The sequence below is a fragment of the Paractinoplanes rishiriensis genome, from assembly GCF_016862375.1.
In the GTDB taxonomy this organism is placed as follows: Bacteria; Actinomycetota; Actinomycetes; order Mycobacteriales; family Micromonosporaceae; genus Actinoplanes; species Actinoplanes rishiriensis.
Genome location: NZ_BOMV01000057.1, coordinates 174,677 through 190,032, shown reverse-complemented (window position 1 = coordinate 190,032; position 15,356 = coordinate 174,677). Strand labels below are relative to the sequence as shown.

Genomic DNA, 15,356 nt, shown 5'->3' with positions numbered 1-15,356 from the left:
CGACCCCTTCGCGGCAACCGGGCTGAACCCGGGCCGGCGGAGTCTGGGTCCATGAGGCGTGTGGCATGGCCGGTGCTCTGCGTGATCCTGGTCGCGGCATATCTGCTGGTCGACCAGGTGTGGCGCGGCGGCGACGCCTGGACGATCCTCAGCCACGGCAGCATCGTCACCCTGTCGTCGCTGGTGGCGGGAGTCGCCTGCGTCGTGGCCGGCCGGCACGCCCGGGGCACCGAGCGACTCGGCTGGCACCTGCTGGCGGCCGGGCTCGGGTCGACGACCGCGGGCAACGCCCTCTGGCTGTGGCTCGAACTCACCTCGCCCGGCGGGGCGCCCTTCGCCTCCGCCGCGGACTGCCTGGTCCTGGCCATGGTGCCGCTGTCGCTGGCCGGCGCGGCGGCGCTCGGTGGTCTCGGACGCGTGGGTGTCCGGGTGGTCCTCGACGGCCTCATCGTCAGCGGCTCCCTGCTGTTCGTCAGCTGGTGCACCGTGCTCGGCCCGATCCTGGCCGCCACGCCCTCGGCCGCGTACACGGCTTTCGTCTTCGCCACCCCGCTCGGTGACGTGGCCATGGCAAGCATGGCGTTCGTGCTGCTCGCCCGCGCCGAACCGCGGCGCCGGTCCACGTTCGCGCTGGTGGGCTGCGGCATGGTCGCCGTCGCCGTGGCCGAGAGCGGCTTCGCGTACATGACCCAGATCGGTGCCTACAGCGCAGGCAACCTGGCGATGAACGGCTGGATCGTGGGCTTCCTGCTGATCGGCACCGGCGCGCTGCACTCGCGCGGCAGCGCCGGGCAGCCCGGCCGGCGACCCGAGACCGTCAGCTCGCCGGCGTGGAGCCTGCTGCCGTACGTGCCGCTGGCTGTCGCCCTGATCACCGGTGTTTGCGTGGACATCGTGCGGGACGGCATCGGCACGTTCGGCTACGCGCTGACGATCGTCGTCGTCGTGCTCGTCGTCGTACGCCAACTGGTGGCGCTGCGGGACAACGCGGCGCTGACCCGCGACCTGCGCGTCGCCGTCCGCGACCTGAGGCGCCGGGAGGCCGAGCTCGAACGCTTGGCCTCGCACGACCCGCTGACCGGACTGCCCAACCGTTCGCTGTTCCGCAGCCGCACCGAACAGGCCGCGCTGCAGTCGCCGGCGCCAACGCTCCCGGCCGTGATGTACATCGACCTCGACGGCTTCAAGAAGGTCAACGACACACTGGGCCACGCCGCCGGGGACGCCCTGCTGGTCGCCGTCGCCGACCGGCTGCGCACCTGTGTGCGCGCCACCGACACGATTGCCCGGCTAGGCGGCGACGAGTTCGCCATCCTGGTCTCCGACCCCGCGGCGGCCGAAGCGCTCACCGCCCAGGCCGGCCGGATCGTCAGCGCCATCGGCCAGCCCTACGACATCGCCGGCGAGCAGGTCACCGTCGGCGCCAGCGTCGGACTCGCCTGCAGCGAACCGGGCGCCCAGACCGGCGTCGACGACCTCCTGCACCGCGCCGACCAGGCGATGTACGCCGCCAAGAACGCAGGCAAGAACCGCTACGTGGACGCCGTAGCGGCCGGCCACGCGCCTACGGCGTTGATCTAGGTATCCATACGCGCATCCCTCCGAGCGTCCGGTTGGCCCAGGCGAAGTACGGAATCGCCCCCGTGGTGAGACCATCCGCCGCGGACTCGCCGGGCCGGTGCCGCACCACCGGCACGGTGATGCCGACCAGCGACTCCTCGAGGTCGGGCCGCGGCACCGTCGCCAGGTCGCGCCGCGGATCCCAGGACAGTTCCTCGATCTCGGTGCGTTCCGGTGCGTCGGCCGCCTCGATGCAGTAGACGAGCGGCCCCCGCTCGACCGCGACGCAGCCGCGCACCGCATCCACCCGCGGGTCGGGTTCGGTGACCCGGGGCGGCAGGTCGAGGCTCAGGTCGACGACGTCGCCGGGCCGCCACCGCCGGTGCCGCTTCACCGTGCCGGTGCCGGTGCCCAGCGTCTCGGTGCCGTCCGGGCCGGTGATCGTGGCCGAGTGACACCAGCGCGGGACCCGCATCGACAGCGTCCACGGCTCGGCCGGCGTCCGGAGCAGGCGCACCAGGATCCGGCCGTCCCACGGATAGTCGGTACGGATCTGGACCCGGACCGGGCCGGCCCGCAGTTCCGCATCAACCTCCGCCGAGGCGTACTGGTGCAATTGAAGCCCGCTCTCGTCGTGAGTCGCGAGATATTGCTGCCACGAACTGAGCATGCGCATGAGATTGGGTGGGCAGCAGGCGCACGGGTACCACGGGCGCCGCTCGCCGGCGCCGCCGGGCGTGCGGTGCGTGCGGCGCTGCAGCGGGTTGGTGTAGAAGAAGCGCCGGCCGTCGAGCGCGAGGCCGGGCAGCACCCCGTTGAACATGGTGCGCTCGATCGTGTCGGCGTAGGTCACGTCGCCGGTGGCCAGCAGCAGGCGCCAGGCGAGCATCACGCTGGCGATGGCCGCGCAGGTTTCCGCGTACGCGCGATCGGGTGGCAACTCGTACGGATCACCGAACGCCTCGTCACGGTGCCGGCTCCCCATGCCGCCGGTGAGGTAGGTGCGCGTCCGCATCAGGTCGTCCCAGCGGCGGCGCACCGCGGTGAGCAACTGGTCGTCGCCGGCTTCGACCGCCACGTCCACGGCGCCGCAGTCCAGGTAGAGCTGCCGGACCGCGTGCCCGGCCACCGAGGCCGCGTCGCGCACCGTCTCGTGGTCCTGCCAGTAGGTGGCACCGAACCGGTCGGCGCCGGGCAGCGTCCGCCGGCCGCGCTGCTCGATCATGCGCGCCGCCAGCGCCAGGTAGCGCCGGTCGCCGGTCACCCGGGTCAGCTCGACCAGCGCCATCTCGATGCCGGGATGTCCGTCCATGATGCCCGGCGGCAGGTGGTCGGTGGCCCGGACCGCGACGGCGAGCAGCCGGTCGTCGGCCAGCGCCCGGTGCCACGCCACGGCCGCCTGGATCAGGTGGGCGACGCAGTACAGCTCGTGTCCCCACGACAGATCCCGATACGGTACGCCGCCGCCCAGCTGGACGTAGCTGTTGAGATAGCCGTCGGGCCGCTGCGCCGCGGCCACCACGTCGATCACGCCGTCCGCCGCCGCCGCGAGGGCCGGATCGGGCTGCCGGCCGAGTTCCCAGCCGACCGCCTCGAGCCACTTGTAGACATCGGAGTCGAGGAACGGCAGGGTGGCCCCCACCGAATCGGCGGCGGCACGGTAGTCCCCCGCTCCGGCCGCCGCGAGACGCAGGTTGCCCAGGGTCCCGGCGTTCCGGATCTGGTCGAGGCCGTGCGGGATGGTGTGTTCCCGGTTGATCCGGATCCGGTCGGCCCAGAACCCGTCCACGAGCCCGACCTGCCGGGCGTCGAACGGCTGCAGGCGGGCCCGCGCGGTCCGGGTTGGCTGTACTACTACGACGCTCATTTCACGGCTCCGCTCATCAGGCCGGCCATGTAGTACCGCTGAAGCAACAGGTAGACGAGCACGCACGGGATGATCGAGATGGTGACGCCGGCCTGGAGCATGCCCCAGTCGGTGCCGCCGAGACTGGTCTCGGTCCGGGCCGTCGCCAGGATCACCGGCAGCGTGAACTTCGCGCTCGAACTCATCATCACCAGCGCGCCGAGGAACTCGTTCCACGACGTGATGAAGGCGAACAGGGTCACGGTGACAATCGCCGGCACCGTGGGCGGAATGAAGATCCGAAGCAGGATCTGCAAGGACGCCGCGCCGTCCATGACCGCGGCCTCCTCGATCTCCCGCGGCACCGCGGCGAAGCTGTTGCGCAACAGGTAGAGGCTGAACGGCAGCTGGATCGCGGTGTGCAGGACGGCCAGCCCGACCAGCGAGTTGGTCAGGCCGATCTTGGCGAACATCAGGAACATCGGGGTCAGCAGTGCCTGGTACGGGACGATCAGCGAGAGCAGGAGCACGATGAAGATCAGCTCCTTGGCCGGGATCGGGAACCGGGCCAGCGCGTACCCGGCCGGCACCGTCAGCACCAGGGTGAAGACGATCGTCAGCACCGCCGTGCCGAAGCTGTTGCCCAGGTAGGTGAGCAGGCCCTCCTGGTATCCCCACAGCCGCTGGTAGCTGTCCAGGCTGACCCCGTGCGGCAGATAGGTCGGCGGGGCGGCGGCCGCCTCGGCGGTCGGCTTGATCGAGGCCAGCACCGAGTAGAGCAGCGGCAGCAGCATCACCGTGGTGATCGTGATGCAGCCGGCCGCCACCAGGTAGCCGGTGCGCCCGGCACGGGCCCGTATCGCAGCGGTACGGACCCGCACCAGGCTCAGCGTGGCGGTCACGACTCGCTCCGCCGGGTGAGCACCAGCTGAACCACCGTGAACGCCAGGATGGTCACCGCGAGCACCAGCGACAACGCGGCGCCATACCCGAGTTTCAGGTACGGGAAGGAGTTGAGGTAGACGAAGAACACCGAGGTGGCGGTCTCATTCTGCGGCTGCCCGGCGGTCATGATGTAGAACTGGTCGAACGCCAGCAGCGATCCGATCACGCTGATCAACGTGACCAGCAGGACCGTACGCAGCGTCAGGGGCAGGATCACCCGGCCGACCCGCTGCCAGTACCCGGCTCCGTCGACCAGGCTGGCCTCGGTGATCTCGGTCGGCACGGCCTGGATGGCCCCGACGAACAGGATCATCCCGAAGCCGATCACCTTCCAGACCACCGAGGTGCTGATCGCGAAGTTCGACGTGTTGGCGTCGACCCCGAGCCAGAGCACCGGCTGGTCGACCAGGCCGAGGTCCAGCAGGATCCGGTTGATCACCCCGAAGTCCGTGCTGAACAGCCAGTACCAGAGCAGGCTGGACGCGCCGAGGCCGATCACCACGGGCACGAACACCACGGTCCGGGTGACCGCGCGGATCCGCGAGGCCGGGGCGGTGAGCAGCGCCAGCAGATATCCGCCGACGATCAGCACCGGCGTGATCAGCGCCGTGTACTTCAGGGTGAACAGGAAGGACACCCAGAACTGCCGATCGCCGAACGCCTGCCGGTAGTTGTCCAGGCCGAGAAACCGCGGCTCGCTGATCAGTGACCAGTCGTGCAGCGACATCCAGGCCATCTGCCCGAGCGGGTAGACCGTGAACGCCAGCACGAACACGAGTGCCGGCGCCACGTAGGCCAACCCGATCAACCGATTCCGCCCCGTCCGCTGCATGGCTACGACTTCGCGGCGATGTCTTTCATCGCCTTCTTAGCGTCGGCGATGACGGTGTCGAGATTGTCGTCGGAGTAGTAGGCCCGCTGGAGCATCTTGAGCCACGGCCCCTGCGGCGAGTTGATCTGCTCGAAGAACGTGAGCGTGTACGGCGTGCGGCCGACGGTGAGTGCCTTGGCCACGTCCTGCACCAGCGGCTCGGCCTGGAAGTACTTGTTGTCGACCATGTCGGCGCGGGTGGTCAGGTTGAGCGCCTTGGCGTAAACCTCGACCTGGACGTCGTCGGAGAGCAGGAACTTCATGAAGTTCACCGCGTCGTTGACGCGCTTGCTCCCCTTCGGCACCACGACCAGGTCGCCCCCGATGAACGACGCTGAGGAGTTCGGAGCCACCCCGGGAAGCAGGGAGATACCGAACTTCATCGACGGGTTCTGCTGGCGCGCCAGGGTGATGTTGAAGTTGCCGGTGCCCATCATCCCGACCTTGCCGGACCCGAACTGCAGGTGGAACGTCTCGCCGTTCTCGGTCCGGGCGCCGTCCGGCACGTTGCCGGCCTTGACCATGTCCCGGGTGAACTGGAGCACCTGCTTGACGCCGTCGCCGACTAGCGGCTCGTCGCCCGGCCCGGCCGCCTCGATCTTGGCGTCCGAGGCCCACATCAGCGGGCCGACCGTGAAGATGTTGCACCCGGCGCAGTTGCCCGGCAGGTAGTAGCCCTTGACGCCACCACCCAACGCGGTGATCTTGTCGGCGTACGACCGCAACTCGGTCAGGCTGGTCGGCGGCTTGTCCGGGTCGAGCCCGGCCCGGGTGAACAGGTCCTTGTTGTAGAACAGCGCCGACACGTCGGCGTAGAGCGGCACGCCGTACAGCTTTTTCTCGTACGTCGCGACCGTCATGTGACCCTTGCTGGCGGTGGCCAGTTCGGGCCAGCCGTTCAGGCGCTCGGTGAGGTCGACCAGCTGGCCGGCCTTCTCGAACTGCGGTGCGTAGATCAGGTCCATCCCCAGCAGGTCGGGAACCTGACCCGAGGCGATGCCCTGAGCGATCTTGCCGACCATCTCGGTGTGCGGAATGTAGGTCAGTTTGATCTGACAGTCGGGATTCTTGGTGTTCCACGCCGCGACCAGCATGTCCACCATGTCCTTGTTGCCACCCGAGCGCTCCCACATGGTGAGTTCGCCGCTGCTGGCACAACTGGTTGTGGCCGCCACGTTCTGACCGGCGGTGGATTCCGGTGACTCAGCCCCCTGGGAGCAGCCCGCGGCCCCGATCATGGCCGCGGCCGTCAGGAGGGACCACCGTCGAAGGGTCCTCATCCCACGTGCCTCCTGTCGAGATATCCCGACCCGAGAGCCGGGTACCGGGGACCGTACTAGTACCGCATACGTTTGCGTACATTCGTTTGCGCATCTCGCTCCGGGAAGTGACTCCCGACTTTTGCTGAGAACTCGTGTAAAACTTCCCGTTCGGGTTCACACTTCCCCGGTTGCCCGGCCTCCACTGGGCCTCCACTGTGCCTCCACTGTGCAGAGTCACCACTGATGCCGAGGCTCGGGTGGTGCCCCCGCGGCCGGCCCGTGCCGGCTCGCGGGGGTGCCGTCCGGCGGTCATGTCGCGGTTCGGCCGCCCGCGCGCACCAGGTAGAACCCGATCACCGGCAGGAGCAGGAACTGGGCGGCCTCGACGACGTTGAGGGCGACGCCGCTCAGGGCGAACAGTGCGACCGTGAGAACCAGGAAGGCGACCGGCAGCCAGCGCGGCACGGACCGGGCTCGCCACAGGGCGGCCATCAGGATCAGCGAGCCCACCGTGAAGAGCAGGAAGCCGGTCATCTGGACCGCCATGAGGTGACCGGGTGCGCCCTCGACCCGGCTCATCAGGGCCGTCCCGGCCGCCGCCGGCAGCGTGCTGGTGTCGGTCGCGAACCAGGCGAGCGCGCCGAACGAGAACATGCCGGTGCCGAACGCGATGCCGCCCAGTCCGGTCGCCACGGCGCCGATGGCGGCCGGCGTCGAGCCGCGTTTCGGCGCCAGGATGCAGACGGCCAGGCCGAGGGTCACGCCCACCACCGCGAAGGCGAGGCCGTCGACGAGGGTGCCCAGCCAGGCGGCGTCCCGGTGCGGCGCGATGTCGGCATAGCCGAGGGCGTCGCGCTCACCCCACGGCTGCCAGAGGACGACGACCGCGACGGCGAGTGAGGCCAGGGACAGCAGCGTGGCGATCAGCGTGGCCCGGGCGGTGCCGGGGCCGGCCGGGGTGACGGTGGTGGAAGGGGTCGCGGCGATACCTGTGGACATCTCGGTTTCCTCCTCGATCGGGGCTCTGTGCGACGCCTTCAACCTAGGAATTTGTGGCCGGCCTGCCATCGTGGACAGCACCCGGAAAACCTCCGTGCTGGCACGGAGCCGCTCCGGGCCGGGCAGTCGTAGAGTGCCCCGCATGAGATGGCAACCACGACTCGCACTCGCTGCGGCCCTGCTCACCGGGGCCGTGCTGAGCTGCACCGTGGTGCTGGTCGCGCTGGCGCCGGTCGCCGGCGCCTTCCTCAATCTGGCGATCGGCCTGGCCGCGGCGCCGGCCTCGGCCCTGCTCGGCGTCATCGTCGCGCGTCGCCGCCCGGGCAACCTGGTCGGCCTCATGCTCACCCTGGTCGGACTGACCACCGCGGTCAACGCGTGCCGCGACGTCTTCTGGTGGTATCTGGCCGACCGTCGTCCCGCGGCCCTCCCCGAGCTCGACTGGCTCGCCGCGGTCGGTGACCAGAGCGCCGTCTGGATCTTCGTGGCGGTCGCCCTGCTTCTGCTCTACTTCCCCGACGGCGAGTTGCCGGGGCCGTGGTGGCGGTGGGTGCCGCCGACCCTGGTCGCGGCTGCGGCGGCCGATCACCTCGGCGCGTCGTTCGACTCCCTCCCGTTCCGCGCGCCACTGCAGGACATTCCGCGTCCGTGGGGACCGCTGCCGCTGGTCCTCGAAGTGCCCGCCCTGGCGGCGTTCGTCCTCGAACTGGCGCTGGTGCTGGCGTGCGCGGCGTCGCTGCTGGTCCGGTTCCGGCGCAGCGACCGGCTGCAGCGGCAGCAGATCAAGTGGCTGGCGCTGGCCGGCTTCGCGATCCCGCTCTATCCGCTGCTCTGCCTCGTCGAGATCCTGCTGTGGGGCCGCCCGCTGTGGTTCAGCGGCGCCGTCGGTCTCGCCGGACTGATCGGCGTCCCGGTGGCGACGACGGTGGCAATGCTTCGCCACGACCTGTACGACGTCGACAAGGCGCTGGCCGCCACCGTGACCTACGGACTGGTCACCACGATGCTGGTGGGCACCTACGCGGTGCTGTCGGCGGTCGGTGGCCTGGTGTTCGGCCGGGGCTCCGAGTTCGCCGCCGCGGGCGCCACCGCGGTCTGCGCGATCGCGCTGTCGCCGTTGCGCAGCAGGTTGCAGCGGGTCGTCGACCGTCGCCTGTACCCGATCCGGCGCGCGGCGCTCGCCGCGATCGACGCACTGAGCCGGGAGACCCGCGGCGGCGAGGCGCGCCCGGAGCAGCTGCAGAGCCGGCTGCGCCTCGCCCTCCGCGAACCGGATCTGCGGATCGGCTTTCAGGTGCCGGGCACCGCCGGATACATCGACGCCGACGGGGCACCGGTCGAGCCGGCCGGCGCTGTCCCGGTCGAGCTCGGCGGCCGCACGATCGGAGTGCTCCGGCCCGGGTCCGACGCGCTGCGACCGGAACTTCTGCGGCAGATCGCGGGGGCGGCCGCGACGCTGGTCGAGGTGATCCGGCTCCGGCTCGAGGTGGCGCAGGCGCTGCGCGAGGTGGAGTCCAGCCGGGCGCGGCTGGTGCAGGCGGGCTACACCGAACGCCGGCGGCTCGAACGCGACCTGCACGACGGCGCGCAGCAGCGGCTCGCCTCGCTGGGCATGGCGTTCCGGCTGGCGCAGCGGCACCTCGGCGACGGCTCGGTCGACGTCAACGCGCTGCTCGATCAGGGGGTGGCCGAGCTCGGCACGGCGCTGGCCGAGCTTCGCAAGATTGCCTACGGACTGCGGCCCGGCCGGCTCGACGACGGCCTGGACGCCGCGCTGACCGAGTTGGTCCGCACCGTGCCGATCGCCGTGGAACTCGACATCTGCGACGACCGGTTGCCCGACGACGTGGCGACGACGGCCTACTACGTGGTGAGCGAGGCGATCACCAACGTGGTCAAGCACGCCACCGCCGACCGGATCGCCTTGCAGGTCAACAGATCCAATGGCCGGTTGACGATCAGCGTCAGCGACGACGGCTGCGGCGGGGCGGCGCTCTCCCAGCGGTCGGGGATGGCCGACCGGGTGGCGGCGCTCGGCGGGACGCTGCGGGTACACAGCCCGACCGGGGCCGGCACGGTGGTCGAGGCGGTGCTGCCGTGCGCATCGTGATCGGGGAGGATTCCGCTCTGTTCCGGGAGGGCCTGGCCAGCCTGCTCGCCGATGCCGGGCACGAGATTGCCGGCAAGGCGTCCGACGCGACCTCGCTGGTCGAGGTCGTCCTGGCCGAGCGGCCCGACCTCGCCATCATCGACATCCGCATGCCGCCGGACCGCACCGACGACGGTGCCCGCGCCGCGCGCCGCCTGCGCGACCTGGACCCGCAGCTCGGCATCGTGCTGCTGTCGCAGCACCTGGAGACGCGGCACTCGATCGCGTTGGTGGCGCGGGGCTACTTCGGTTATCTGCTCAAGGACCGCGTCTTCGACGTCGACGACTTCCTCGACGCCCTGCGCCGCGTCGCGAGCGGCGGCTCGGCGCTCGACCCCGAGGTGGTGGCGGGCCTGGTCAGCCCGCGCCGCAACGATCCGCTCGCCGCGCTGACGTTGCGCGAACGCGACGTTCTCGCGCTGATGGCCGAGGGCCGCACCAACCGCGGCATCGCCCGCCGCCTCTGCCTCACCGACCGCACCATCGAGACCCACGTCGGCAGCGTGCTGGCCAAGCTGGGCCTGGCCGAGACCGACGAGGACCACCGCCGCGTCCTCGCCGTCCTGGCCTGGCTCGGCGAGCGCTCCCCCACCTGAGCCGGCGCCGGCACCACCGACCGCGCCAGCGCCGCTGTTCACCCCATTGTTCTACCGGAACGCTATGCTGTTCTATGTAGCGATAGCGCGTCCCGTGTAACGGGACAGCAGGACCAGACGGGAGGCCCTATGGACGTACGGCACGCCACGGCCCCGGACCACGCGGCGGGCATGACCACCGAGCAGCTCAGGGCACGGTTCCTGGTGGAGGAGTTGTTCGTGCCCGGCGAGGTGCGGCTCACCTACTCGCACGAGGACCGCATGGTGATCGGCGGGGCGGCCGGGCCGGCCGAGCTGCCGTGCCCGGACGAGTTGCGCTCGGAGTACTTCCTCGAGCGCCGCGAGCTCGGCGTGGTCAACGTCGGCGGGCCGGGCACGGTGACCGTCGACGACGTGCGGTACGAGCTGGGTGGTAAGGAATGCCTCTACGTCGGGCGCGGCGCTCGGCGGGTCAGCTTCGACGGGCGGTTCTACCTCGTTTCCACGCCGGCGCACGCCAGCTTCCCGACGGTCAAGGCGACGCTGGACGACGCCGAACCGGTGCGGCTGGGCGGCCGGGAAGGCTCCAACGAGCGCACCATCTACAAGTACATCCACCTCAAGGGCATCCAGAGCTCGCAGCTCGTCCTCGGCGTCACCGTGCTCGAGCCGGGCAGCATGTGGAACACCATGCCGTGCCACACCCACGAGCGCCGGACCGAGGTCTACTTCTACTTCGATTTGGCCGAGTCCGACCGGGTGGTGCACCTGATGGGCCGGCCCGACCAGACCCGCAACCTCATCGTCGCCGGCGATCAGGCCGTCATCTCGCCCTGCTGGTCGGTGCACTGCGGATTCGGCACCCGCAGCTACGCGTTCGTCTGGGCGATGGGCGGCGAAAATCAGGCGTACGAGGACGTGGAGCCGGTGGCGATCGGCGACCTCCGGTGACCTCCCCCGCGGAGTCGATGTTCTCGCTGCGCGGCCGGACCGCCCTGGTCACCGGTTCGCGCAGCGGGATCGGCCGGGCCGCCGCGGTGGCCCTGGCCCAGGCCGGCGCCGACCTGGTGCTGCACGGGCGCACCGACGACCTGGACGAGGTCGAGACCGAGGTGCGCAAGGCCGGCCGCGAATCGACACGCTGGATTCTCGACCTGGCCGACACCAGCGCCATCCCGGACGCGGTGGCCCGCCTGCCCGAGGTCGACATCCTGGTCAACAACGCCGGCATCATCCGGCGCGCGCCGGCCGCCGAGCACTCGTTCGGTGACTGGCGATCAGTGCTTGACGTCAATCTCGACGCGGTTTTTCTGTTGAGCCGTACGGTGGGCGCGCGCATGCTGGCGCGGCGGCGCGGGAAGATCGTCATGGTGGCTTCGATGCTGTCGTTCCAGGGCGGGGTGCAGGTGCCCGGATACACGGCGGCCAAGCACGGCGTCGCCGGGCTGACCAAGGCGCTGGCCTGTGAGTGGGCCGCCGCGGGCGTTCAGGTCAACGCGGTCGCGCCCGGATACATCAGCACCGACAACACCACGGCCCTGCGCGCCGACCCGGTCCGCGAGGCGGAGATCCGCTCCCGGATACCGGCCGGGCGGTGGGGCCGGCCGGACGACGTGGCCGGCGCCGTCGTCTTTCTCGCATCGTCCGCATCCGACTATGTCAACGGCCACGTGCTCGCGGTGGACGGGGGCTGGCTGGCCCGATAGTAGGCTCGATTCGTGGCTAGGGAAGGCAGTTCCATCGACAAGACGCTGGCGGTGCTGGAAGCACTCGCCGAGCACCATCGCGTCACCGACATCGCGGCGGCGACCGGCGTCTCCAAGTCGACCGTGCACCGGATCCTGCAGGCGCTGGTGCTGTGGGGCTTCGCCCGCCCCGACGGCTCGGGCAGCTACGAGCCGGGGCCACGCATCCTGACCCTGGCCGGCCGGGTGATGCACCGCTTCGACCCGGCCCGGCAGGCGTCAGCGGCCCTGCGCGCGCTGCGCGAGACCACCGGATACACCACGCACTTCGCCATCCGCAGCGTCGACGAGGCGGTCTACGTCGACAAGCAGGAGGGCCGCCGGCCGTTCCAGATGCCCTCCCGGATCGGGATGAGCGTGCGGCTGCACACCACCGCCATCGGCAAGGCGGTCCTGGCCGAACTGCCGGACGAGGAGGTGCTGGCCATCTGCCGGCGCACCGGCCTCAGCGCGCGCACGCCGAACTCCTTGATCAGCGAGGAAGACCTGCTCACCCACCTGGCCCGGGTCCGCGCCGTGGGTTATGCGGTCGACGACGAGGAGAACGAGCCGGGCATCCGCTGCGTGGGCGCCGCCGTCTTCGACCACACCGGGCAGGTGCTCGGCGGCATCTCCATCTCGACGCTCGCGATGGACCAGGACATGGCCGGCCTGGAGGAGCACGCGGCCGACGTGATCGCCGCGGCCCGCGACGTGTCCGCCGCCCTGGGCGCCGCCGCCCCCATCGCGAGGACCTGACCCCAGCCGCCTGACCCCAGCCGCCTGACCCCAGCCGCCTGACCCCAGCACGCCTCAAACAAGCGCACCTTGTTCCATGTAGCGGAATGTGGTCTCATTACATGCAACAAGTCAGAGACGAGAGGACCACCATGCCCAACATCACCGTGGAACTGCTGTCCGGGCGCACCATGGATCAGCGCCGGGAGTTCGTGGCCGCCGTGACCGAGGCCGCGGTCAACATCCTGAAGGCGCGTCAGCAAGCGGTCCGGATCGTGTTCACCGAGATCGAGAAGAGCGACGTTGCCAACGGCGGGGTCCTCGAGTCAGACAAATAACAGCCGACGGGGGCACGACGAGGGCCGGAGAGCGATGCTCCCCGGCCCCTCGCATGCGTCAGACAGCCGGTACCGGCTTCGTCTCGACCGGGTCCTCCTCGAGCGAGTCGATCAACTCGTCGCGGTCCGGAGTCCGCTCGGGCTTCAGCAGGCCGATCGCCACGTACAGGATCAGCGAAGTCACCAGCGGCACGCCGACCACCATGGTCTGGCTGGTCTCCTCCAGGATCCACTTGACCACGACCCAGACACCCAGGCCGGCCGCCCACGAGACGATCGCGGCCAGCGGGCCGCTGCGCCGGAACCAGGGCAGCATGCCGAGCATCAGCGGGATCGAGATCGGGCCCATGGTGGCCGCGACCAGGTCGATCACGATCTTCAGGACCACACCCTGACCCTCGGTGCTGATCGCGATGATCATGCTGATCAGCACGAAGGTGAACGTGGTGATCCGCGCGAACTTCAGCGCCGTCCGCTCGCTGAAGTCGCGCACCTTGCGCACCAGCACCGGGGCGATGTCACGGGTCACGACCGACGAGATCACGTTGGCGTCCGAGGACACCATCGCCATCGTGTGCGAGAAGAAACCGGCCAGGACCAGGCCGATGATGCCGGGCGGCAGCAGGGTCTGGGAGAGTTCCACGTACGCCTGCTCGGGGTTGGCCAGGCCGGGAACGATGAGCGGCGCGGCAAACATCGGCAGGAACAGGATCAGCGGCCAGACCAGCCACAGGCCACTGGAGAGCAGCGCGGACCGCTTGGCCTCCGAGCCGGACGGGGCCGCCATGTAACGCTGGGCCAGGTTCCACATGCCGCCGTTGTACTCGAACGTCTTGATGAACAGCAGCGCTATGAAGAAGGTGACCGTGTACGGCCCGGCGAACGGATCACCGCGCCCCGCGGGCAGGTCGTCCCACATGGTCCACAGTGCCGAGACGCCACCGAGGTGGGACAGGAACGCGAAGAACATCGCGACGCCGGCCACGCCCTGGATCACGAACTGGCCGAAGTCGGTGAGCACGTCGGCCCAGAGCCCGCCGAGCGTGATGTAGATCAGGGTGACCGCGCCGGTGATCAGGATGCCCCAGACGATCGGGACACCGGCGAAGCCACGCAGCAGGATCGAGATGGCCACCCACTTGGCCGCGATGTCCACGACCTTGAGCAGGGCGCCGCTGTACGCGAGCACCTGCTGGGTGGGCAGGTTGTAGCGGCGGGCCAGGTATTCCAGCGGCGATGCGACCCCGTGCTTGGACCGCAGGCGGTTCCAGCGGGCCGCCCAGACGAAGGCACCGATGCCGACGCCGAGGCCGATGGTCAGCGCCCACCACACGTACATGGCGAGCCCGTAGTTGTATGCGACGGCCGCGAAGGCGACGAACATGATGGCGCTGTAGCCGGACATGTGATGCGAGATTCCGGACAGCCACCACGGAATCTTGCCTCGCGCGGTGAAGAAGTCGGCGACGCTGTGGATCCGTCCCTTGGACCACAGGCCGATACCGACCATCACCACGAAGTACCCACCGAGTACCAGCCAGTCAAGCGTGGTCACGTGCCCTCCCTCCGGTGATGTAACGCGGGCATTGCTTGGATGTTCCGGTACATGAAACGTGATGTCAATACATAGAACGCACCGGAAATAGGCGCCCATCAAAAAGCCGGCCCCGCCCCTGTTGGGGCGAAGCCGGCGACCTGCGGAAGCGACTAGGTGGGAACGATTTCGAGCGGCGTGACGGCGTCCTCGGTGACCTCGGCATCGCCCCAGCCGACCAGGTTCTCGTCGACCAGTGCGGTGACCATGTACAGGTTGACCGGCAGGTCGGTCAGCGCCACCTCGCCGCTGGTGGTGCAGGCGTAGCTGAGGAACCGGTCACCGATGGCCTCCACGCAGAAGTCCGTGTGACCGGCCAGGGTGACCGTCATGCCGCCGGTCGGGAAGAGCACCTCGTCGACGACGGTCGTCCCGCCCTCGGTGACCGTGAACCAGGTGGCGCGGCTGTCCCGGGTGGCGCGCGGGACCCACTGGGTGGACATGGTCGCGTGGAAGTGGAAGCCGACCTTGTAACGGCCGGGCGGCAGGTCGAGCGTGTAGTGACCGTTCTCGTCGGTCCATGCCTGCGGGAGCATCCACACGTCGCCGACGGCCGGTTTCAGCTCGAGATAGACGCCGGCGGCGGGGGCACCCTTGGCGGTGGTCAGGGTGCCGGTGAGGGTCCCGGTCGCGACCGCCGCGGCGTGGGCAGCGGGCGCCGGAGTGAGAACGAGGGCAACAGCGAGGGATGCGGCAAGCGCGCGCAAACGGTTCGTAGACATCGACGATCACGGTAGGCGTGCGGCTCCACCGGC

At 69.9% G+C, this 15,356-nt stretch carries 14 protein-coding genes; 7 read left to right on the top strand and 7 right to left on the bottom strand.

From position 1 onward, the window contains the following. The first annotated feature begins 51 nt into the window (after positions 1 to 51). Positions 52 to 1,581 (top strand): GGDEF domain-containing protein, encoded by a 1,530-nt coding sequence (locus Ari01nite_RS25380; protein ID WP_203784662.1) that lies wholly within the window; start codon positions 52 to 54, stop codon positions 1,579 to 1,581. Here the strand turns inward: Ari01nite_RS25380 and Ari01nite_RS25375 are convergent. The 5 genes from Ari01nite_RS25375 to Ari01nite_RS25355 form a co-directional block, all read right to left on the bottom strand. Then, the gene (locus Ari01nite_RS25375) at positions 1,565 to 3,427 is read right to left on the bottom strand and encodes a glycoside hydrolase family 127 protein (protein ID WP_203784661.1); all 1,863 of its coding nucleotides are present in this window, start codon (positions 3,425 to 3,427) and stop codon (positions 1,565 to 1,567) included. The two genes, Ari01nite_RS25380 and Ari01nite_RS25375, sit on opposite strands and share 17 nt — an antisense overlap. Further along, entirely contained in the window at positions 3,424 to 4,308 is an 885-nt protein-coding gene (locus tag Ari01nite_RS25370) for a carbohydrate ABC transporter permease (protein ID WP_203784660.1), read from the bottom strand. The genes Ari01nite_RS25375 and Ari01nite_RS25370 overlap by 4 nt, the downstream gene beginning before the upstream one ends. Next, positions 4,305 to 5,141, bottom strand: coding sequence for a carbohydrate ABC transporter permease (locus Ari01nite_RS25365; protein ID WP_239163008.1), 837 nt, complete (start codon positions 5,139 to 5,141; stop codon positions 4,305 to 4,307). Before Ari01nite_RS25365 ends, Ari01nite_RS25370 begins: the two co-directional genes overlap by 4 nt. 44 nt (positions 5,142 to 5,185) lie before the next feature. Further along, the gene (locus Ari01nite_RS25360; RefSeq protein WP_239163007.1) at positions 5,186 to 6,397 is read right to left on the bottom strand and encodes an ABC transporter substrate-binding protein; all 1,212 of its coding nucleotides are present in this window, start codon (positions 6,395 to 6,397) and stop codon (positions 5,186 to 5,188) included. 396 nt (positions 6,398 to 6,793) lie between these two features. After that, entirely contained in the window at positions 6,794 to 7,483 is a 690-nt protein-coding gene (locus Ari01nite_RS25355) for a hypothetical protein (protein WP_203784657.1), read from the bottom strand. Positions 7,484 to 7,625: 142 nt separating this feature from the next. Between Ari01nite_RS25355 and Ari01nite_RS25350 the strand changes: the two genes are divergently transcribed. The 6 genes from Ari01nite_RS25350 (at position 7,626) to Ari01nite_RS25325 (ending at position 13,007) form a co-directional block, all read left to right on the top strand. Further along, positions 7,626 to 9,593, top strand: coding sequence for a sensor histidine kinase (locus Ari01nite_RS25350; RefSeq protein WP_203784656.1), 1,968 nt, complete (start codon positions 7,626 to 7,628; stop codon positions 9,591 to 9,593). Beyond that, positions 9,581 to 10,228 (top strand): response regulator, encoded by a 648-nt coding sequence (locus tag Ari01nite_RS25345; protein ID WP_203784655.1) that lies wholly within the window; start codon positions 9,581 to 9,583, stop codon positions 10,226 to 10,228. The genes Ari01nite_RS25350 and Ari01nite_RS25345 overlap by 13 nt, the downstream gene beginning before the upstream one ends. Positions 10,229 to 10,357: 129 nt before the next feature. Next, entirely contained in the window at positions 10,358 to 11,158 is an 801-nt protein-coding gene (gene kduI / locus Ari01nite_RS25340; protein ID WP_203784654.1) for a 5-dehydro-4-deoxy-D-glucuronate isomerase, read from the top strand. After that, positions 11,155 to 11,913 carry an SDR family oxidoreductase gene (locus Ari01nite_RS25335; RefSeq protein WP_275410870.1) on the top strand — a complete coding sequence of 253 codons (759 nt, stop codon included), beginning with the start codon at positions 11,155 to 11,157 and terminating at the stop codon, positions 11,911 to 11,913. Before kduI ends, Ari01nite_RS25335 begins: the two co-directional genes overlap by 4 nt. Before the next feature lie 12 nt (positions 11,914 to 11,925). Further along, positions 11,926 to 12,690: an IclR family transcriptional regulator gene (locus Ari01nite_RS25330; RefSeq protein WP_203784653.1), complete on the top strand. Its 765-nt coding sequence runs from the start codon at positions 11,926 to 11,928 to the stop codon at positions 12,688 to 12,690. A 131-nt stretch (positions 12,691 to 12,821) separates the two neighbouring features. Further along, positions 12,822 to 13,007, top strand: coding sequence for a tautomerase family protein (locus Ari01nite_RS25325; protein WP_203784652.1), 186 nt, complete (start codon positions 12,822 to 12,824; stop codon positions 13,005 to 13,007). A 58-nt stretch (positions 13,008 to 13,065) separates the two neighbouring features. Here Ari01nite_RS25325 and Ari01nite_RS25320 read toward each other — a convergent pair whose 3' ends face one another. Both Ari01nite_RS25320 and Ari01nite_RS25315 read right to left on the bottom strand, forming a co-directional pair. Further along, a complete protein-coding gene (locus tag Ari01nite_RS25320; RefSeq protein ID WP_203784651.1) occupies positions 13,066 to 14,562 on the bottom strand; it encodes a sodium:solute symporter family protein in 1,497 nt (498 codons plus the stop codon). A gap of 152 nt (positions 14,563 to 14,714) precedes the next feature. Further along, entirely contained in the window at positions 14,715 to 15,323 is a 609-nt protein-coding gene (locus Ari01nite_RS25315; protein WP_203784650.1) for a carboxypeptidase regulatory-like domain-containing protein, read from the bottom strand. Between the last annotated feature and the right edge of the window lie 33 nt (positions 15,324 to 15,356).